At 51.3% G+C, this 19,680-nt stretch carries 15 protein-coding genes and 3 pseudogenes; 13 read left to right on the top strand and 5 right to left on the bottom strand.

Annotated features, from left to right (window positions below; all coding sequences use genetic code 11):
- The first annotated feature begins 31 nt into the window (after positions 1 to 31).
- The 5 genes and pseudogenes from secD to IPK30_01395 all read left to right on the top strand — a co-directional run bounded on the left by secD (position 32) and on the right by IPK30_01395 (position 5,276).
- A complete protein-coding gene (gene secD / locus IPK30_01415) occupies positions 32 to 1,936 on the top strand; it encodes a protein translocase subunit SecD (GenBank protein ID MBK8101987.1) in 1,905 nt (634 codons plus the stop codon).
- 11 nt (positions 1,937 to 1,947) lie between these two features.
- Positions 1,948 to 2,917: pseudogene (secF, locus tag IPK30_01410) on the top strand (protein translocase subunit SecF).
- 29 nt (positions 2,918 to 2,946) lie between these two features.
- The gene (gene nagZ, locus IPK30_01405; protein ID MBK8101986.1) at positions 2,947 to 3,972 is read left to right on the top strand and encodes a beta-N-acetylhexosaminidase; all 1,026 of its coding nucleotides are present in this window, start codon (positions 2,947 to 2,949) and stop codon (positions 3,970 to 3,972) included.
- Positions 3,969 to 4,529 (top strand): hypoxanthine-guanine phosphoribosyltransferase, encoded by a 561-nt coding sequence (locus tag IPK30_01400; protein MBK8101985.1) that lies wholly within the window; start codon positions 3,969 to 3,971, stop codon positions 4,527 to 4,529. Before nagZ ends, IPK30_01400 begins: the two co-directional genes overlap by 4 nt.
- Positions 4,530 to 4,538: 9 nt before the next feature.
- Entirely contained in the window at positions 4,539 to 5,276 is a 738-nt protein-coding gene (locus tag IPK30_01395) for an S-methyl-5'-thioinosine phosphorylase (GenBank protein MBK8101984.1), read from the top strand.
- Here the strand turns inward: IPK30_01395 and IPK30_01390 are convergent.
- A pseudogene (locus IPK30_01390) lies at positions 5,217 to 6,250 on the bottom strand (WYL domain-containing protein). The gene IPK30_01395 and the pseudogene IPK30_01390 sit on opposite strands and share 60 nt — an antisense overlap.
- A gap of 121 nt (positions 6,251 to 6,371) precedes the next feature.
- Between IPK30_01390 and IPK30_01385 the strand changes: the two are divergent.
- Genes IPK30_01385 through IPK30_01375 form a run of 3 tightly spaced genes read left to right on the top strand, consistent with a single transcriptional unit; the run spans position 6,372 to position 7,412 of the window.
- Complete coding sequence (locus IPK30_01385; GenBank protein MBK8101983.1) at positions 6,372 to 6,683, top strand: hypothetical protein; 312 nt, start codon at positions 6,372 to 6,374, stop codon at positions 6,681 to 6,683.
- Between the two features lie 30 nt (positions 6,684 to 6,713).
- Positions 6,714 to 6,887, top strand: a complete 174-nt coding sequence (locus tag IPK30_01380) for a hypothetical protein (protein MBK8101982.1) — start codon at positions 6,714 to 6,716, stop codon at positions 6,885 to 6,887.
- Positions 6,888 to 6,914: 27 nt separating this feature from the next.
- Entirely contained in the window at positions 6,915 to 7,412 is a 498-nt protein-coding gene (locus IPK30_01375; protein ID MBK8101981.1) for a hypothetical protein, read from the top strand.
- Between the two features lie 7 nt (positions 7,413 to 7,419).
- Here IPK30_01375 and mfd read toward each other — a convergent pair.
- Positions 7,420 to 10,856, bottom strand: a pseudogene (gene mfd / locus IPK30_01370) (transcription-repair coupling factor).
- Between the two features lie 79 nt (positions 10,857 to 10,935).
- On the opposite strand from mfd, the gene IPK30_01365 reads away from it, so the two are divergent.
- Together IPK30_01365 and IPK30_01360 are read left to right on the top strand one after the other, a co-directional pair.
- Positions 10,936 to 12,138, top strand: coding sequence for an acetyl-CoA C-acetyltransferase (locus IPK30_01365; GenBank protein MBK8101980.1), 1,203 nt, complete (start codon positions 10,936 to 10,938; stop codon positions 12,136 to 12,138).
- 11 nt (positions 12,139 to 12,149) lie between these two features.
- Positions 12,150 to 14,312: an enoyl-CoA hydratase/isomerase family protein gene (locus tag IPK30_01360; GenBank protein MBK8101979.1), complete on the top strand. Its 2,163-nt coding sequence runs from the start codon at positions 12,150 to 12,152 to the stop codon at positions 14,310 to 14,312.
- A 62-nt stretch (positions 14,313 to 14,374) separates the two neighbouring features.
- On the opposite strand, the gene IPK30_01355 is transcribed toward IPK30_01360, so the two are convergent.
- The gene (locus IPK30_01355) at positions 14,375 to 14,767 is read right to left on the bottom strand and encodes a carboxymuconolactone decarboxylase family protein (GenBank protein ID MBK8101978.1); all 393 of its coding nucleotides are present in this window, start codon (positions 14,765 to 14,767) and stop codon (positions 14,375 to 14,377) included.
- 157 nt (positions 14,768 to 14,924) lie between these two features.
- Here IPK30_01355 and IPK30_01350 point away from each other — a divergent pair, with 157 nt between their 5' ends.
- The 3 genes from IPK30_01350 to IPK30_01340 are packed head-to-tail and all read left to right on the top strand — an operon-like array spanning position 14,925 to position 17,503.
- Positions 14,925 to 16,382 (top strand): aldehyde dehydrogenase family protein, encoded by a 1,458-nt coding sequence (locus IPK30_01350; protein ID MBK8101977.1) that lies wholly within the window; start codon positions 14,925 to 14,927, stop codon positions 16,380 to 16,382.
- Positions 16,379 to 17,155, top strand: a complete 777-nt coding sequence (locus IPK30_01345; GenBank protein MBK8101976.1) for an SDR family oxidoreductase — start codon at positions 16,379 to 16,381, stop codon at positions 17,153 to 17,155. The genes IPK30_01350 and IPK30_01345 overlap by 4 nt, the downstream gene beginning before the upstream one ends.
- A gap of 27 nt (positions 17,156 to 17,182) precedes the next feature.
- Positions 17,183 to 17,503, top strand: coding sequence for a 2Fe-2S iron-sulfur cluster binding domain-containing protein (locus tag IPK30_01340; protein MBK8101975.1), 321 nt, complete (start codon positions 17,183 to 17,185; stop codon positions 17,501 to 17,503).
- A 26-nt stretch (positions 17,504 to 17,529) separates the two neighbouring features.
- On the opposite strand, the gene IPK30_01335 is transcribed toward IPK30_01340, so the two are convergent.
- Positions 17,530 to 19,143 carry a hypothetical protein gene (locus tag IPK30_01335; protein ID MBK8101974.1) on the bottom strand — a complete coding sequence of 538 codons (1,614 nt, stop codon included), beginning with the start codon at positions 19,141 to 19,143 and terminating at the stop codon, positions 17,530 to 17,532.
- A gap of 10 nt (positions 19,144 to 19,153) precedes the next feature.
- Positions 19,154 to 19,621, bottom strand: coding sequence for a MaoC family dehydratase (locus tag IPK30_01330; protein ID MBK8101973.1), 468 nt, complete (start codon positions 19,619 to 19,621; stop codon positions 19,154 to 19,156).
- Positions 19,622 to 19,680 lie beyond the last annotated feature (59 nt).

The following is a 19,680-nucleotide window of genomic DNA, read 5'->3' as shown; positions in this document are numbered from 1 at the left end:
GGTTCCACAGGTTTTTAGGGGGAAATCGGGCATGCCCAATCGCTATCCATTATGGAAGAACATTCTTGTTGTGTTGATTTTGGCCATGGGCGTGATTTACGCCGTGCCCAATCTGTATCACCCCGATCCCGCTATTCAGATCACTGGCGAATCGGGCGGCACGGAGATGACGCCTGTGATGCAGGAGCAGGCTGTTGCTGCTTTGCAGCAGGCGCAGATCGACATCAAAGCGACGGAATTCAGTAAAGGGTCGATTCTGATTCGTTTGGTATCGCGCGAGCAACAATTGGCGGCTAAAGATGCAGTGGAGAAAGCCTTGGGTGGCGATTTTATTGTTGCGCTCAATTTGGCATCGACTACGCCTGCGTGGTTGACCAGCATCGGCGCGAAGCCGATGAAATTGGGTTTGGATTTGGCAGGTGGTGTGCACTTTTTATTGGAAGTGGATACCAGCACGATGTTGGCAAAAAAAGTCGAAGCAGTGGCGGCAGATTTGCGTCGCGAATTGCGCGATGCCAATTTGCCGAGCAGACAGTGGTCAGTAAAACAAGACGGAAAAACGGTAGTGCTGCGCTTTCCTGATGAAGCCAATCGTAGTGCAGCGATGACCGCAGTGCGCAAAGTGGCTGGCGATATGACGCGCACCACTTCAGAAAAAGACGGTCAATTTTTAGTGTCGCTGACCTTGAGCGAACAAGCGCTGAATGAGTTGGAAGGTTACGCGGTGTCGCAGAATGTCGTGGCTTTGCGAAATCGTGTCAATGCGTTGGGCGTAGCGGAACCTTTGGTGCAAAAACAAGGACGCAATCGCATCGTGGTGGAATTGCCTGGCGTGCAAGATGCCGCACAAGCAAAACGGATTATTGGTAAAACCGCCAACTTAGAATTTCGCTTGGTCGCTAATGCAGAAACACCACCCTCGCAGCGCGAAAAATTTAGTTTTCGCAACGAACCAAGTCGTGAAGTGGAATTGGAAGAAAGTGTGATTGTGACGGGTGATCAGGTCACTAGCGCCAATAATCAGGTGGATCCGGAGACCGGCACACAACAAGTTAACATCACGCTGGACAGCAGCGGCGGTCAAAAAATGAATCGCGCGACACGCAACAATATTGGTCGACCCATGGGCGTGTTGTTTATCGAAACAAAAGCGGAATCGAGCAGACAGCGCAATGCTGACGGCACAGAAACCATTGTGCATACGCCGAAAACAGAAAAGTCTTTGATCAATGTCGCTACGATTCAAAGCGCCTTGGGTGTGCAGTTCCGCATCACCGGTTTAGACAGCCAAGCAGAAGCGCATGAACTAGCGCTATTGTTGCGCGCCGGTGCGCTGGCTGCGCCGGTGTACATCATTGAGGAGCGCACGATTGGCCCATCTTTAGGTGCGGCGAATATCAGCCGCGGTTTCCACTCCACGCTGTGGGGTTTTGCGGCGATTGCTGTGTTCATGATTATTTATTACCAAATGTTTGGTGTGGTTTCCGTAACGGCGTTGGCATCCAACTTGGTGTTGTTGGTTGCGGCGCTGGCGGCTTTACAGGCGACTTTGTCGCTGCCAGGTATTGCAGCGATTGCATTGACACTGGGTATGGCAATTGACGCCAATGTATTGATAAACGAGCGTATTCGCGAGGAGTTGCGCGGTGGTGCCAATCCGCAAGCGGCAATTATGGCGGGCTACGATCGCGCATTCAGTACGATTGTGGATTCGAATGTCACCACCTTTATTGCTGGTTTGATGTTGCTGTTGTTTGGCACGGGGCCGGTGCGCGGTTTTGCTGTAGTGCACTGCTTAGGGATTTTGACTTCCATTGTTTCATCCGTATTTATTTCGCGCGCACTGGTGAATTGGATTTACGGTAGTCGCAGGCAGTTAGCCAGCTTGTCCATCGGGCAGGTATGGAAAGCTGGCATCACCGTTGCGCATCGTTGAGGAGTATTGTCATGGAATTTTTCCGCATCAAAAAAGATATTCCTTTCATGCGCTATGCGCATGTATTCAACGCCATCTCGCTGATTGTTTTCGTGTTGTCAGTTTTCTTTTTGGCAACGCGTGGCTTGCACCTGTCGGTAGAGTTTACCGGCGGCACCTTGGTAGAGGTGCGCTACCCAGAAGCAGCCAATCTAGAAAAAATTCGCGAAGTGTTGAAAGGCAGTGAGTTCGGTGAAGCGCAGGTACAAAATTTTTGGCTCGCCACAGGATGTCATGATTCGCGTGCCGCTGTTGCAAGACGGTGATTCCAGAAAGCAGGGCGAATCTGTGATGACGCTGTTGAAAGACGCGGTGCCGAATGGGCAGTTGCAGCGCATCGAGTTCGTTGGTCCGCAAGTGGGTGACGAGTTGGTGCACAAAGGTTTGACCGCGCTGTTGCTGGTTGTTATTGGCATTATTATTTATTTGTCGATGCGTTTTGAGTGGCGGTTTTCTGTGGCGGCAATTTTGGCAAACTTGCACGACGTCATCATCATTCTGGGCTTTTTTGCCTTCTTCCAGTGGGAGTTTTCGCTGTCGGTGTTGGCGGCGGTGTTGGCGGTTTTAGGGTATTCGGTGAACGAATCGGTGGTGGTGTTTGACCGTGTGCGTGAAACCTTTCGCTTGCGTCGCGACATGAATACACAGGAAGTGGTGAACCACGGCATTACCAGCACGATTTCACGAACCATCATTACACACGGCGCTACGCAGTTGATGGTGCTATCCATGCTGATTTTCGGCGGTGAAACACTGCATTATTTTGCGATGGCGCTGACCATCGGTATCTGCTTTGGTATTTATTCTTCGGTGTTGGTGGCTTCGCCGTTGGCGATTATGTTTGGTATTGAGCGCGAGCATTTCATTAAGCGCCCACCGCCAAAAGAGTTTACCGATGGCGTGGATGAATTTGCCGAGCCGGATCCCGCTGACTTTCGCTGAAGGTAATGGCCATGTTTTACAGTGAAGGCATGAACTTGGGACCGGTGATTGTCGATGTTGCTGGCCTTGCGCTCACCGCAGAAGATGAAGCACTGCTGCGTGAGCCTTGGGTGGGCGGCATCATTCTTTTTACGCGCAATTATCGCGATGTGGCGCAGTTGTGTGCGTTGGTGGCACAAATTCGCGCCGTGCGCCCTGAACTATTGATTTGCGTAGATCAAGAAGGCGGGCGTGTGCAGCGTTTTCGCGATGGATTTACTGCGATTCCTCCCATGGCAGCGATTGGCGCGGTGTATCAGCGCCATGCAGAAAACGGCATTGCGTTAGCGCGTACTTGCGGTTGGTTGATGGCGGCAGAATTGCGCGCTTGCGGTGTCGATTTAAGTTTTGCACCGGTGTTGGATTTGGATGACGAGCGCTGCGCGGTGATTGCCAACCGTTCGTTTTCGATTGATCCGCAGATCATGAGCGTGTTGAGCGAAGCATTTATTGACGGTATGCACGAGGCGAATATGTGCGCCACCGGTAAACACTTCCCTGGTCACGGTGCAGTAGCCGGCGACAGCCATCACGAAACTCCTTTTGATCATCGTGCGCTAGAAAATATCTTGGCGGAAGATGTGTTGCCGTATCGTTATTTGTGCAGCAAAGGAAAGTTGGATGCTGTAATGCCTGCGCATGTGGTTTATAGCCAGGTGGATAAAAATCCCGCCGGCTTTTCGGCGCACTGGCTGCAAGATGTGCTGAAACAGCAGTTGCGCTTTGATGGCGTGATTTTTAGCGATGATTTAACCATGGAAGGTGCCGGTGTGATCGCTGATATGGGTGAACGCGCGCGCGTTGCATTGGCGGCGGGTTGCACCGCGTTGTTGGTGTGTAATCAGCGCCCCGCACAGTTGGCCGTGGTGGATGCGCTGAAAAAATCCGAGCTAAAACCAGCGGGAAATTTGCAGCGTTTGAAGCGTCCGTTTGCTTGGCCGAGTCTTGTGGAGTTACACGCAACCCCGCAGTGGCAAGCCGCACAACAATTATTGCAGCAGCATTTTCCGTTATGAGTGAGGTGTCACTGCAAGAAGTGGATGCCGTTTGGCGCGAAGCCGATTGTTTGTTTACGCGCGAACAAGTAATTGTAGCTATCGATACGCTGGCAGAAAAAATCACTGCGCAATTAAAAGACAGTAATCCTTTGTTGTTGCCTTTGATGAGTGGTGCGACAGTGATCGCGGGAAAATTATTGCCGCGTCTCAATTTCCATTTGCAGCTGGATTACATCCACGCCACACGCTACCGCAATCAAACCAGTGGTGAAGCAGTGGAGTGGCTGGTAAAGCCGCGCCACGATCTGTGCGACCGCACCGTGTTGGTGATCGACGATATTCTCGATGAAGGCATCACGCTGCATGAAGTATTGCGTTGGTGCGAAGCGCAAGGTGCCAAAAAAGTGTACAGCGCGGTGTTGGTGGAGAAACACCACAGTCGTCGCAATCCTCCTGATTTAAAAGCAGATTTTGTCGGCTTGGATGTGCCAGACCGTTATGTGTTTGGTTATGGCATGGATTACAAAGGCTATCTGCGCAATGCGCCAGGCATCTACGCCGTGAAAGGCATGTGAGGAGTTGAAATGACCATCGCAATTATTGGCGGTACTGGATTAGATCAACTCGACGGCCTGCACATCGGTGAAAAAATCACAGTGGATACGCCTTACGGCACGCCTTCTGCGCCGGTACAAAAAGGGGAGTATCACGGCAAGCCGGTGTATTTTTTTGCGCGTCATGGTGAGCAACACCAGTGGCCGCCGCATCGCGTGAATTACCGCGCCAATATGTATGCGCTAAAGCAATTGGGTGTGGAGCAAGTGATTGCGGTGAATGCCGTGGGCGGCATTCATCACGACATGGCGCCTGCAGTGATTTCAGTGCCGGATCAAATCATTGATTACACCTGGGGGCGCATTCATACCTACAGCGACGACGAGCATTCGCCGCTGGAACATATTGATTTCACCTTTCCCTATGCCGAACGCACGCGCGAATTATTGTTGCGCGCTGCCGATGCCGCGGGTGTGATTGCTTTAGCGCGTGGCGTTTACGGTTGCACGCAAGGGCCGCGTTTAGAAACCGCCGCAGAAATTCGCCGCATGCAGCGCGACGGCTGTGATTTGGTCGGTATGACAGCGATGCCAGAAGCGCCACTGGCGCGTGAAATTGGTTTGGATTACGCGAGTTTGTGCGTAGTGGCCAACTGGGCAGCGGGCTGCACGGATGAGCTAATCACCATGGAAGCCATTGATGCCACCTTAAAAGTGGGCATGGATAATATCCGCAAAATTTTGCAGCAAGTGTTGGTGTTGTCGTAATCCTTGGGCTGATTTTATTTCAGCATTTTTTACTTCATCGCGCACGCGCTTCTTTAGTGCGGCTGGTTTTAACACCTGCACCTCAGCGCCGTGTTTGAGAATGTCCATCAGTAATTCTCGGTCATCGCTGTAGGGCACTTCTAAAGTAATACTGCCGTCTTTGTCGGTTTGCACTTGTTGATTAGGATGCCAAACTTCTTGTGCAATCCAGCGCGATCGCTCTGGTGTAAACCGCAGCACTGCCCATTCCACTTTTTTGTTATTGGAAAAAATGCCATAGCCTTGTTCGAGTTGTGTTTTGAGTGTAGCGGCAGCAATGTTTTTCGCGGCTTTATCGATAAACTCCACTTCAGTAATGGCATCCACCGCAAACGAGCGCAGCGCGTTGCGCTGATGGCACCACGCATCCAAATACCAATTGTTGCGGTAATAAACCAATTGTTGTGGTGAAACTTCGCGCGTTGTAGTGGTGTTGCGTTCGCGGTGCCAGTGTTGAATGCACACGCGTTTGCGGCGCAGGGTGGCAGTGGCGAGCTGCTCAAAAAACGGCTGTGAACAGGTCGGCGTATCGCATGAACCAGTTTGATGCGTTGATTCACTTCTTGCGCGCTGAAATCATCGCGCGCCAACAGGCTTTGTAAGCGCGTGCGCAGCGGTGCGATTTGCGGTGTGAGCAAACCGGGTTCGATGTGATCCAGCAGTGCCTGCATACTGAGCAGGGCATGCACCTCACTGGCGTTAAACCACAGCCCTGGCAGCTCGTGCAATGTGGCGGCTTCTTGGCTGTCAAAGCGGTAGCCGCCCAAGGCGCGGTCAAACACAATCGGCGCGCAAATGCGGTCGCGCAGGTATTCCAAATCGCGCTTAAATGTTGCGTGCGAAACACCCAATTCCTGCAAAAAATCGTCCACCGTCACCACGCGACGGCGGTGCAGCAGGCTCTCGATTTTGTAAAAGCGTTCAGTGCGATTCATGATGTTCTCCTGTGGTGGAGGCATTCTGGGTGCCTGACAAGGAGATGGCAAGGCTCACCTGGTGAGCTTGAGTGGCAGTACAGTGACAGTGCTGAAGGGCTTAAACCGAGAGGTCAGTTGCATGAAAACGCAAACTATCACCAATATCCTGTTGGGCATCATTGCTGTATGTATGCTGTGGGAAAAACTGCCAAGTGCACGCAATCTGACTGACCGCTGGGGTTGGCGTGTAAATCACACTGGCGCAAGGGTATTTACTGACGGAACGGTAGGGTGCCAATACATTGTGGCAAAAGAAGGCGGAGTTACGCCAAGAATGGACAATAACGGCAAGCAGATATGCCTAGACTTTGATTTAGTCATTAAGCTAAACAAAGAATCGAAAGAGGATAGCGTTCTCCAAGAAATTATCAAAGAGTGGGAAAGGCCATAGCCTATATGCCATAAGTTTTAGGGGGCTAAGATGGGGAAAATTCTTTTAGTCGGAATCGTCCTGTCATCACCGATCTTGTCTTTTATTGTTCTAATTTTAGTGTTGGGAATGATTGGTGTTATTGCGCAAATTGTTGTTGATCTGATGGGTAATGCGCTGGACGCAGCCAAGGCGCGTATTAAAAAGTTGTTTGCAAAGAAATAAAAAAACATGTGAGAGGGTGTGTGATTGATGAGCGCGTTCAGTGGGCAACCTGAATTTTTGGTGTTCTTAGATTTTGATGGCGTATTGCATCCTGTAAGAGCTAATGAGCATGAGAGATTTAAGCCGGAGGCAATATATTTTGTAAATCGCATATTGGATGCACTGAATGCAAAAATTGTGCTGTCGACAGCGTGGCGCATGGACTCTGATATAGAAAGATTTAATGCGTGGTTTAAACATAGAATTATTGGCAGCACACCCATCCATGAATTAGATCTCACAGCGCAGCATGTTCGCTTTAAAGAGGCAATGAACTTTCTAACTGATAAAAACTGGCTGCATGTGCCGTGGATAGCTATTGACGATAAGCGCATGCATTTTCCAGAAAGTTCGCCTGCATTTATTACGGACGCTAAAGTCGGTATTACGAGCAGTGATGCCGATAATATTATCTTGATAGGGCGAAGCATGAAGTTTGCTCAGCAATCGCTACTGGATGCCATTAACCAAAGAAGCAGCGTGTGAGGATTGGTCACCCCGCCAGCTTCTCTAACAACGCCTCCACCGCAGCAAACCGCGCTTCCGTTTCTTCTAAGTCATCTTTAATCACCAATCGTTTGCCGTCTTCCAATTTGTAGCGCGTGGGATATTGTTGAATCAATTTTACTAATGCAAAGGGATCGACGCGGGTATCGCTGGCAAACTCTGCGCGCACGCCGTTGGCGCTGGCTTCTAATTTGTCGATGCCCAGTTGCAACACGCGCAAACGCAGTGAGGCCTGGCGAAACAAGTTTTTTACAGGATCAGGCAGCAAACCAAAGCGGTCGATCATTTCTACTTGCAAATCGCGCAGTGCATCGTTGTTTTCAGCACAAGAAATGCGGCGATACAACACTAGGCGCGTGGCGGCATCTGGCAAGTATTCGTCGGGAATTAAAGCGGGGATGCGCAAATTGATTTCATTCTGTTGCACGCCGGTGATATTGCTGCCGACGGCTTTGCCTTCTTGCAGGTTTTTGACGGCGCGCTCTAGCATTTCCATATAGAGGCTGAAGCCGATGCTTTCAATTTGTCCGCTCTGTTGTTCGCCGAGCAATTCACCCGCGCCGCGAATTTCCAAATCGTGATTGGCGAGCAAAAAGCCGGAACCGAGTACATCGGCATGGCAAATCGCTTCCAATCTTTTTTCGGCATCCGGCGTCATATTGCGCACGCCTGGTGTGAGCAAGTAGGCGTAGGCTTGATGGTGTGAGCGCCCCACGCGGCCGCGCAACTGGTGCAACTGTGCCAAGCCAAATTTATCCGCGCGTTCAATAATAATGGTGTTGGCGTTGGGTACGTCGATGCCAGTTTCAATGATGGTGGTACACACCAGCACATTAAAACGCTGGTGATAAAAATCACTCATCACTTGTTCCAGTTCGCGCTCGCGCATTTGCCCATGGCCGACCACCACGCGCGCTTCTGGCACCAACTCGGCAATGGTTTGCGCGCAGCGCTGAATGCTGGCCACATCGTTGTGCAGAAAATACACCTGACCACCGCGCAACAACTCGCGCAGTATGGCTTCTTTTATTGTCGCATCGTCGTAAGCGCGCGCGAAGGTTTTGATCGCCAAGCGGCGCGCGGGTGGTGTGGCGATGATGGATAAATCGCGCATGCCGGCCAGCGACATATTCAGCGTGCGCGGAATGGGTGTGGCGGTCATGTTGAGAATATCGACCTGTGCGCGCATGGCTTTCATGCGCTCTTTTTGTTTCACGCCAAAGCGATGTTCTTCGTCGATCACCAACAAGCCAAGATTTTTGAATGTCACATCGTCCTGCAATAAGCGGTGCGTGCCGATGATGATGTCGATATGACCGTCGGCGACTTTTTGCAAAACGGCTTCCTGCTCTTTGGCGGTGCGAAAGCGCGAAATGGTTTCTATGCGCACCGGCCACTGCGCAAAACGGTCGCGAAAGTTTTCGCCGTGTTGTTGCGCCAGCAGCGTGGTCGGCACCAACACTGCGACTTGTTTTTCATTGAGCGCGGCGAGAAACGCAGCGCGCATCGCCACTTCGGTTTTGCCAAAGCCGACATCGCCGCACACTAATCTGTCCATGGGTTTGGCAGCTTGCATGTCGGCAATCACGGCGGCGATAGCGTTTTGTTGATCCGGTGTTTCCTCAAATGGAAACTCGGCAGAAAATTGCTGCATTTCGATATCGGGCAGGGCAAACGCTTCGCGTGAACGCGCGGCGCGTCTGGCGTGAATTTCCAGTAACTTTGCTGCAACATCTTCAATTTGTTGTGCAGCTTTCGTGCGCGCTTTTGCCACTGTTCGGAGCCGAGTCGGTGCCACGGCGCTAAGTCGGCATCCGCGCCGCCATAGCGACTGATTAAGTGCAAAGAGGTGACCGGCACATACAGGCTGGCATCGCCCGCGTAGCGCAAATGTAAAAACTCGCCGGTGGCACCGCCAATATCCAGATTGATTAAACCGTGGTAGCGCCCCACGCCGTGTTCCAAATGCACCACCGGCGCGCCGAGCGACAATTCATTGAGGTGTTTGATGGCGTTATCGGCGGCATCCACTTGCTGTTTGCGGCGGCGCTGCTGCAACACTTGTTGGCCAAACAATTGGCTTTCCGAGAGCAGCAATAATTTTTCAGTGGGCAGCCATAAGCTGCGATCCAGCGAGACCTGCGTGAGCTGCGCGGGTTCGCTGCCGTTCAGAAAATCTTGCCAGTGCTGTGCATTTTTTAGCGGCAGTTGTTGCTGCGAAAAAAGCGTATGCAAGGCTTCGGCGCGACCAGCGGATTCTGCGCACACCAACAAGCGTGTGCCGCTGTGCTGTGCTAAAAACTGTTGCAGCGGCGCAAGCGGCTGCGTTTCGCGCGCGTGCAGTGCTATGTCTGGCACAGGTTGGCTGCCGAGGTTTGCTGCGCTGGCATCGTCAGAAAAACAATCAATACAGGCAAAATTTTTCAACCGTGCAAACAATTCTTCGGTGGGAACAAAAGCCTCGTGCGGTTTTAGCAGCGGGCGGTATTGTTCGAGATGCAAGCTGTCATAGCGCGCACGAATATCCACCTGATATTTTTCAGCGGCGGCGTGGATATTGCCGGCCTGTGCAATCAGGCAGTTGCTCGGCAGGTAATCCAGTAACTGCGCGCACTGCTCAAAAAACAGCGGCAAAAAGTATTCTGCACCGGGCGAGGCAATGCCGGAGGCGATGTCTTGATACAGCGCCGATTTTTTCGGATCGCTGTGAATGAAACGCGCATGCCAGCGATCGAGAAAAGTGTTGATGCCCGATTTAGTCAGCAAAAACTCACGCGCAGGCAGCAGGCGTATCGACGGCACTTTTTCTATGGTGCGCTGCGTTTCTGGATCAAAACTGCGCAGCGATTCAATGAAGTCATCAAACAAATCGATGCGATAGGGCAGCTCGCTGCCAGCGGGAAAAATATCCATCACCGCGCCGCGCACAGCAAATTCGCCGTGATCGTTTACGGTATCCACGCAGCGATAGCCGCAGCTTTCCAGTTTTTGCCTCGTGCTATGCACATGAAAAGCATCGCCAGTTTTCACATCGAACACTTGTCCGGCGATGAAATCGCGCGGTGGCAGGCGGTTCATCAAACTCGCCACCGGCAGTACCAAGGTGCAGGGTTCGCCGCTCAACAGTTGTGAGAGCGCGGCCAATCGTTCGGAAATAATGTCTTGATGTGGCGAGAAGCCGTCGTAGGGCAGGGTTTCCCACGCGGGAAAATTCAACACGCGCAGGCTGTTATCGCCAAAAAATTGCATTTCGCGCTGTAACTGTCTGGCGCTGGCCGCATCTTCGGTCACCACCAATAACACGCCTTGATGCTGTTGCTGGGCATTGGCTAAAGCCAGCGCTGTTGCGGTGCCGTGTAGGCCACTCCAGCGTTGACGGTTGCCCGTAGTGGGGTGTAGCGGTGGGTGGAAAATACTGGGCATGGCTTTGCGGGGCTGATAGCAGGGCGGGTATTATAGCGACCCTCGTTTTTCCAATTCACCCAACCAAAAGGTAAGCACCATGGCGCAAGCATTTATCTTTGACGCTATCCGCACTCCGCGCGGCAGAGGCAAGGCCGGTGGCGGGCTTTATGAAGTGAAGCCCGTTGATATGGTCAAAAATCTGCTCGATGCGATGCAGACTCGCAACAAACTCGACCCCTCTGCCGTTGAAGACATGATTCTCGCCACCGGTGAGCCTGTGAACGAGCAAGGTCAAAACATTGCGAAAACCGCGTTGATTTATGCCGGTTGGTCACAAGTAACGACAGGCGCACAACTGCATCGCTACTGCGCAGGTGCCTTGGATGCAGTGAACAACGGCGCGGCAAAAGTGCGCGCAGGTTTTGAAGATTTGGTGCTGGCAGGCGGCGTGGAATCCATGTCGCGCCTCGGCATCGGTGCTTCCGGTGCAGCAGCGGGCGATCCGTGGGTGGCGATGCACAGCTACGGTGTGTCGCAAGGTATCGGCGCCGATTTAATCGCCACGCAAGACGGTTTGAGCCGTGAAGACATCGACCGCTATGCCTTGATGTCGCAACAGCGCGCCGCTAAAGCTTGGGAAAAAGGTTATTTCAAAAAATCCATCGTGCCGGTGAAAGATTTGAACGGTGTAACCGTGTTGGCGCACGACGAACTGGTGCGCAAAGACACCAGCATGGAAGGCTTGGCGAAACTGAAACCGTCTTTCCAAATGTTCAACGATTTCGGTCACACCGATTTCTTGAAATTCAAATATCCCGATTTAGAAAACATCACTTGCGTACACACACCCGGCAATTCATCGGGCATCGTGGATGGCGCTTCACTGGTGTTGATCGGCAATGAAAAAGCTGCCAAAGCGCACAACCTGAAACCGCGTGCGCGCATTGTTGCTTGTGCGCTGACTGGCACGGAGCCGTCCATTATGTTGACGGGCCCTGCGCCAGCGACATTAAAAGCGTTGAAACAAGCGAAGCTGAAATTGTCTGACATCGATTTGTTTGAACTGAACGAAGCGTTTGCTTCTGTGGTGTTGCGCTATCAAAAAGTGCTCGGCATTCCGAATGAAAAAATCAATGTCAACGGCGGCGCGATTGCGATGGGTCACCCCATCGGTGCTACCGGCGCAATGATTCTCGGTACGCTGGTGGATGAACTGGAGCGCCGCAAATTGAAGCGCGGTGTAGCAACCCTGTGTGCAGGTGGCGGTATTGGTATCGCTACTGTGGTCGAGTTGGTGTGAGGTAGACGACGATGAGTTACATCAAACTGAAAAAAGACGCTGACGGTATCGTGGAATTGATCTTCGATCAGCCGGGCGAAAAAGTGAACAAAATGGGCGACGAATACATCACCGCAATGAGCAAAGCGGTGGATGAACTCGCCAAAATGAAAGACAAAATTAAAGGCGTGTATGTGCGCTCTGGCAAAGACACTTTCTTCGGCGGCGGTGATTTGAACGCGCTGTTGGAAATGCCAACCAAAATGGATGAGAAAGAAGCCACGCAAAAGTTTGAAGGCATTTTGAATGCGAAAAAACCATTGCGTATTTTGGAAACACTGGGCGTGCCTGTTGTGGTGGGTATGAACGGTGCGGCATTGGGCGGCGGTTATGAAATTGCACTGGCCTGCCATCACCGCATCGCGATTGATCGCGCGGATGTGAAAATGGGCTTGCCAGAAGCGCAACTCGGTTTGATGCCGGGCGCGGGCGGCGTGGTGCGTATGGTGCGCAAATTTGGCTGCCAAAACGCTATCACTTTTATCAGCCAAGGCATGCAGTACGCCGGTGCCAAAGCGTTGGAAAAAGGCTTCTGCGATGAGCTGGCCGCTAACGAAGAAGAGATGCACAAAAAAGCCAAGGCGTGGATTCTGGCCAACCCAGCTGCCAAACAACCTTGGGATCAGCCCGGCTTCAAAATCCCCGGCGGTTCGCCGGCAGATAAAGACCCAGATCAAGGCTTGGTGGGCTTGTTCTACTTTGGCCCCGTCAATGTGATGAATTCCACCAAGGGCAATTTCCCTGCGCCGAAAGCTATTTTTGCCTGCATACACGATGTAGCGCGTGTGGATTTTGATACGGCGGAAAAAATCGAAGCGCGTTATTTCTTGCACTTGATGACCTCGCAAGTGGCAAAGAACATGATCCGCACCTTCTTCTTCCAGTTGCAGGCCTTGGAAAAAGGCGCGAGCCGTCCGAAAGGCATCAAGCCAACTTCTGTGAAAAAACTCGGCATTTTGGGTGCGGGGCAAATGGGCGCTGGTTTGGCGTATCTCGCTGCGCAAAAAGGCATAGAAGTGGTGTTGAAAGACATCAGCCTAGCCAACGCCGAAAAAGGCAAAGCGTACAGCGAAAAAGTAGGCGCGAAAAACAAGAAAATGACGCCAGAAAAATTGGCACAAATCTTGTCGCTGATTCACCCCACAGAAAAAGTCGAAGATTTGAAAGGCTGTGACTTTATTATCGAAGCTGTATTTGAAAATCGCGACATCAAAGCGGTAGTTACCAAAGAGACAGAGGCGGTGATTGGCAAAGATGCTATTTTTGCTTCCAACACTTCCGCGCTGCCTATCACGGAGTTGGCGCAAGCCTCGGTGCGCCCTGCGAATTACATCGGCATGCACTTTTTCTCACCTGCAGAAAAAATGCCGCTGGTGGAAATTATCTGCGGCAAGAAAACTTCGAAAGAAGCGCTGGCCAAAGCCTTTGACTTGGGTATTTTGCTCGGTAAAAAACCGATTGTGGTCAACGATGCGCCTGGCTTCTTCACCACGCGTGTAATCGGCGCCACCATCACTGAAGGTGCCACCATGGTGATGGAGGGTATCAATCCTGTGTTGATCGAAAGCGCAGCGGCATTTAACGGCTCGCCCGTTGGTCCGTTAGCGGCGCTGGATGAAATCAGCTTGGAAACCGCGTACAAAAACGGCAAGCAAGGACAGGAAGACGCTAAAGCACGCGGTGAAAAACAGGCGCAAAACGCCACCTTTGATTTGGTGGAGCGCATGGTCACCAAGCTTGACCGCAAAGGCAAAATCTACGGCGGTGGTTTTTACGAGTATCCAGAAGGCGGCAAAAAACACATCTGGCCCGGCTTGAAAGAGCTGTACGCCAAGAAAGGTTGGAAAGATGTGCCGTTTGAAGACATCAAAGATCGCTTGGTGTTTTCACAAGTGATTGAAGCTGTGCGCGCTATGGAAGAAGGCGTGATTGAATCGGTAGCGGACGGTAATATCGGTTCCATCATGGGTATCGGCTTCCCGCCGCATGTGGGTGGTGTGTATCAGTGCATCAATCATTGGGGCGTGAAAGAGTTTACTAAGCGCGCGAGTGAGCTCGCCAAGAAATACGGCAAGCGTTTCGAGCCACCGAAATTGCTGAAGGATAAAGCCAAGAAAAACGAGCAGTTTGTATAAGCTGCAAGTGAAATAAGAGAGCCACCTTCGGGTGGCTTTTTTATGCTCGCGAAATTTGCGTATTACTTTGTGGCTTCTTTCTGTTTTTTCTTCCAGTTGTGAATGGCTTTGCCCGCTGCGCCGCGCATGCCGGTGGTGCGCGGATAGCCGATGTATTGCACCATGTGCAAAATCATTTCGTTGACTTGTTCTTCCGTGAGATGGCCGGAGGCCAAGCCGGTTTCCACTTGAATGCCGAACACATCCGCCTCGCCCAGCGCGGCAATCGCCCCCATGGTGAACAGGCGGCGGTCGCGCAGTGACAAACCTTCGCGCGACCAAATATTGCCAAACAAGTCTTCCATCATGATTTCGAAGAACTCGTCGCCGGTGGGTTCTGTCGGCGCGGTCATCATGCCGCCGTAGACGGCGTTGAACGCTTGTACGCCTTTGGCGCGTTTGTCTGGGTTGCTCATGGTTCGCTCCTCGCTGGCTGGTGGATGCGTCTATTCTTGTGGGAGGCCGCAAAAAAGTAAAGCGTGCTTGACTATTTACTGGGCGGCTGGCTAGTATCCTCAGCCAGTTTTCCAATGCACAAAGGAGGTTTCTGTGAGTGCCAAGGCTTTTCCAGACATCCAGCCCGAACAGCGACTCTTGATTGACGGGCAGTTAGTGCCTGCCGCTTCCGGCAACACCTACAACAACATCAACCCTGCGGATAACAGCGTAGCGGGCGTGTGTGCCGATGCCGGTGTGGCGGATATGGAGCGCGCCATTGCTGCGGCACGGCGCGCGTTTGATGAGACAGATTGGTCGACTAACCACGCCTTTCGTGCAAAGTGTTTGAAGCAGTTGCGCGATGCGCTGAAAGCGCATGCCGATGAATTGCGTTACCAGATGGTGGCGGAGATTGGTTGTCCCCTCGGCTTGACCTATGGTCCACAGACCGATTTGCCGATCAGTTTTATCGATTGGACGATTGAGCTGATGGAGCAATATGAGTGGGAGCGCGAATTGCCCACGGTGAATGTGGTGGGCGTGCCGAGTAAGCGTTTGGTGTGGAAAGAAGCGGCGGGTGTAGTGGCGGCGATTACACCGTGGAATTTTCCGCTGCAAATCAATTTAGCTAAAGTGATTCCTGCGCTGGCGGCTGGTTGTACGGTGATTTTGAAACCTGCGCCAGATACCCCGTGGACAGCCACTTTTATCGGCAAAATGGTGGCGGAACACACCGATATTCCTGCCGGTGTTTTTAATGTGGTCACCTCGGAAAATCCAGCCGAGTTGGGCGATATGTTGACGGGCGATCCACGTGTGGATGTGGTGTCATTTACCGGCTCTACCGGCATTGGCAAACACATCATGAAACGCGGTGCGGATACCGTGAAAAAAGTTTTTTTAGAATTGGGTGGAAAATCCGCGCACATTATTTTGGACGATGCCGATATCAATTTTGCGGCGTTTATGTGCATCAGCGTTTGTTTTAATGCAGGACAGGGTTGCGCTTTGGCCACGCGTTTGCTCGCGCCGCGCTCGCACTACGAAAAAATTGTAGAAGTGGCAAAAAATACTTTTGATAGTGTGAAACTGGGTGATCCTTTATCGCGCGAACAATTCATGGGCCCCTTGGTGAATAAGCGCCAACAACAGCGCGTGTTGCAATACATCGAGCAAGGCAAAGCGGAGGGTGCGCGTTTGGTGTGCGGCGGCGTGGTGCCTGCCGGTTTGGAGCAGGGCTGCTATGTGGCACCCACTATTTTTGCCGATGTGCGCAATGACATGACCATCGCGCAGGAAGAGATTTTTGGCCCCGTGTTGTGCATTATTCCTTACGATACCGAAGAAGAGGTAATTCAAATTGCCAACGATTCTATTTACGGCTTGTCGGGTGCAATTTTTTCTAAAGACCAAGAGCGCGCTCTGCGTGTGGCGCGACAAATTCGCACCGGCACGATGAATATCAACGGCGCGGCTTTTTTTGCAGCCGATGCGCCGTTTGGTGGTTATAAGCAGAGTGGCGTAGGACGCGAAATGGGCTTGGAAGGTTTTGAAGAATATTTGCAAACGAAAACAGTGGCGATCCCAGGATGAATCCAGAATTAATTAACGGCAAAGTCATCGCCATTACCGGCGGTGGTGCAGGTTTGGGTTTGGCAACGGCGCAGGCGTTGGTCAAATTCGGCGCCAAAGTTGCACTGTTGGGGCGGCGACAGGATGTGTTGGATAAAGTCGTGGCTGAGTTGGGTGCGGACAATGCGGCGGGTTTTGTCTGTGATGTCGCCAAAAAATCTGAGGTGGACAAAGCGTTTGCTGCACTGCACGCGCACTTCGGCAAGTTGGACGGCTTGATAAATAATGCCGGTATTGCGCGTCCTGATCCTATCGAGAAAATGGATGAGGCGGACATCGTGGCGCAGATCAACACGAACTTGCTCGGCACAATTTTTTGTTCGCAGGTGGCGATTCCACTGCTGCGACAAAACGGCAGCGGTTTGATAGTGAATCTGTCATCCGCAACCGTGCGGCATGACAATGAAATTTCACACTTGGCGGTGTACGCCGCCACCAAAGCGGCCGTGGATAGGTTTTCCAAAGAGCTGCGCGAAGAAGTGAAAGCTGATCGCATCTGCGTCACCGTGTTCAGCCCTGGCGCGGTGTTTACCGAGTTTGGTTTGGGCTGGGATCCGCAAAAATTGTCTACAGCTCTGCACGATTGGCAAAAGAAAGGCAAAAACTTTGACGGTTATATGAAGCCGGAAGTAATCGGCAGTTCTATTGCTATGTGTTTTGCCTACCCCAAGGGTGTTGCGGTAGATTTTATGGAAGTAAAACCTGCCAAAGTTTCAGAGAAGCCCCTGTTTTAATTTTTTATTTTTGTTTGAGGTTGCGCTATGCCAAACATTACTTATGTAGAGTCCAATGGTCACGAACATACCGTGGATGTAGAAGAAAATATGAGTTTGATGGAGGGTTCCACTATCAACTTATTGCCGGGTATTGAGGGCATGTGTGGCGGAATTTGCTCTTGCTGTACTTGCCATGTGTATATCGAACCGGAGTGGGAAACAAAAGTAAATCCCATTTCAGAAGGCGAGAAAAAATTGGTGGAAGCGTCTCAACACTATCAGGAAAATAGTCGTTTGGGGTGCCAAGTGATTGTGACTTATGAAATGGAAGGCATGCGCGTACATCTGCCGCCGGATCAAAACTGATTTTCTTGTAAGGCTCAAGGCGGCACTCAAGGCAGTGCGTAGAGTGTCCATGGGCCTTTGTCTTCGCCAGCTTCACCATTGCGTGGTACCCACAAAGATGCGTCTGAATTTTCTGTGTGGTTACCCATGTTAATGGTGAAGTAAATGGCTTGTTTTTCGCCTTGTAAGCACGCTTTTTGGGTGGCGGTTGGCGCTTTGATGTCAATTTTCACCGCATGTGCGTGAGGGTGGCTTTCTATGTTGGCTGCTAAGGTCGTGGACGGTGGGCATTTGTCGCTATAGATCAGGTCGTCCGGTATTTCGTTGTCTTGCAAAAGCGTCCACGGATTGTAAAAGCCGCTGTCTACAGCGGCGGTGAGTTTTTTGTTGGGTTGCTTGACGAACAGCCGAGTTTCACCATATTTCAGAGTATTACTGTAAAGCCATTGCTTGGTGTCTTTGGCAAGGTCTTGATTGTATTGAGCTAAGGTTGCTATAAATAAATACAATGAAGCTGCAAACATTGCTGCAGTTAAGCAAAGAAAAATGCACCAGATCTGTTTAATAAAATCTGATTTTCTTTGAGTAAGCCAATCGAAAGTTGCGGTGATTAGAAGTAGTAAATAAGTGGCAGGGTACAGCTTGTAATGGCCTTGTAGTGTTTGCCCAATGTTGATGGTCGCGGCGCGAGCAACGGCGATACTGAGCATGGTAAAAAACACAAACGCTAGCAGTAAGCGTAATGCAGGGTAGGTGCGCAGCGCGCCCCGCCATAACAGCCCAATAAGTGTTGCTGTCTCAATAAATCCTACTGTGCTGGCGAGAGCAATTCTCCAATCTGTTTGACCGCTGTAATACAGTAAGTGGCTTCCCGCTAGACTGAAAAATCCAATCGCTATATTGGGAATGTTGTTGATAGCTTGCTGTAGAAAATCTGTAGCAACTAAGCCGCCGTGCCCTTCTTTGTTAAAAAAATGAAAATCGTGGAAATAAAAAACGAGGACAATGGTTCCTGTTATCAACCAGCTGAGTGTGCGTGTATTCCATAGCAATTGCTGTTTGCGGTAGTTGTCTAGCAGTGAATATGCAACAGCTAATGGCCATACAAAAACGCCATTTCCTAGCGTATAGGTTAGGCATGTGGCGGAAAATAATGCGTACGGAAGCAGCCGTGGGTTTGGTGAGCACACCAAGAGAAAGGTGCCAAGGGCAATGGGGAGTGAGCCTAGTGATGTTAGTAAGATGCTGGCCCAATAAGCGCCGTACCCTGTTTGCAGATTGAAAAATAGCAGAGCGGCAATGACAGTAATTTCTTTCTGTAGTCTGTGTTGCTGTAAGGCTCGCCAAATTAAAAAAATATAAGCGGGGAGTAGCAGGTTTCCCCATAAAACATAGTGACGGAAATTGATGCCATCCGTTATTAGATTAAGCGCATGCGTGACACCGTAGCGATGATCCTGATAGACGGCAAAAAACACTCGTAGCTTTTCTTGCCAAGTGCTAGCTGCATGAAAATTAGGCAGGAAAGTTAAAACTTCAGAGAAATCATCCAGCCGTGGCGCATTCACGGCATGGCGATACAGTAAAAAAAAATGAATCAGTGCGGGAGCGGCCAGTGCAGCAAAAAAGAAAAGTGTATTAACGCTGACAGGCCGCTGCATACACAAGTTGTTACATGTACATGAACATCAATTCGTAGATCACCGCTGGGCGCTCTTGGCCGACCACATGAATGTGGTTTTCCATCGTCACGCAGGTTTGGCCTTTCGGTGTTTTTTCTACCGAGGCTACGCGCGAACGGGTGTGAATTTTGCTGCCAACCGGCACCGCGCCGGTGAAGCGCAGTTTGTTGGAGCCGTAGTTCATCATGTGGTTGAAGCCGGTTACTTCCCAGTTGGGCGGCGTTTGCATTTTGGGCAGCAGAACCAGCGTGAGGAAGCCGTGCACGATGGTGGTGCCGAACGGGCTTTCTGTTTTGCAGCGCTCAGGATCGGTGTGCAGCCAGTAATCGTCGCCAGTCAGGGTGGCAAATTGATTGACCATCTCCTGCGTCACCTCTACTTCATTTGACCACGCGCCGAATTCGCTGGACACCAGGCTCTGCAAGCCGTCGATATCGTCGTACTTAAACTGCTTCATAAGTATTCTCCTGAGCTGGAAGGGGGAAGGTTCAACGCCTACAATACGCCCCTGTTTTT

The organism is Cellvibrionales bacterium, assembly GCA_016713115.1.
In the GTDB taxonomy this organism is placed as follows: Bacteria; Pseudomonadota; Gammaproteobacteria; order Pseudomonadales; family UBA7239; genus UBA7239.
Note: the sequence above shows the minus strand (reverse complement) of the source record. Positions and strands in the feature narration are given on the sequence as shown.

Coding starts and splice junctions, on each gene's coding strand:
- IPK30_01380 (MBK8101982.1), top strand. CDS start 6,714: ATGGGGAAAATTCTTTTAGTCGGAATCGTCCTGTCATCACCGATCTTG.
- IPK30_01365 (MBK8101980.1), top strand. CDS start 10,936: ATGGCGCAAGCATTTATCTTTGACGCTATCCGCACTCCGCGCGGCAGA.
- IPK30_01360 (MBK8101979.1), top strand. CDS start 12,150: ATGAGTTACATCAAACTGAAAAAAGACGCTGACGGTATCGTGGAATTG.
- IPK30_01375 (MBK8101981.1), top strand. CDS start 6,915: ATGAGCGCGTTCAGTGGGCAACCTGAATTTTTGGTGTTCTTAGATTTT.
- nagZ (MBK8101986.1), top strand. CDS start 2,947: ATGAACTTGGGACCGGTGATTGTCGATGTTGCTGGCCTTGCGCTCACC.
- IPK30_01395 (MBK8101984.1), top strand. CDS start 4,539: ATGACCATCGCAATTATTGGCGGTACTGGATTAGATCAACTCGACGGC.
- IPK30_01385 (MBK8101983.1), top strand. CDS start 6,372: ATGAAAACGCAAACTATCACCAATATCCTGTTGGGCATCATTGCTGTA.
- IPK30_01355 (MBK8101978.1), bottom strand. CDS start 14,767: ATGAGCAACCCAGACAAACGCGCCAAAGGCGTACAAGCGTTCAACGCC.
- IPK30_01345 (MBK8101976.1), top strand. CDS start 16,379: ATGAATCCAGAATTAATTAACGGCAAAGTCATCGCCATTACCGGCGGT.
- IPK30_01400 (MBK8101985.1), top strand. CDS start 3,969: ATGAGTGAGGTGTCACTGCAAGAAGTGGATGCCGTTTGGCGCGAAGCC.
- secD (MBK8101987.1), top strand. CDS start 32: ATGCCCAATCGCTATCCATTATGGAAGAACATTCTTGTTGTGTTGATT.
- IPK30_01340 (MBK8101975.1), top strand. CDS start 17,183: ATGCCAAACATTACTTATGTAGAGTCCAATGGTCACGAACATACCGTG.
- IPK30_01330 (MBK8101973.1), bottom strand. CDS start 19,621: ATGAAGCAGTTTAAGTACGACGATATCGACGGCTTGCAGAGCCTGGTG.
- IPK30_01335 (MBK8101974.1), bottom strand. CDS start 19,143: ATGCAGCGGCCTGTCAGCGTTAATACACTTTTCTTTTTTGCTGCACTG.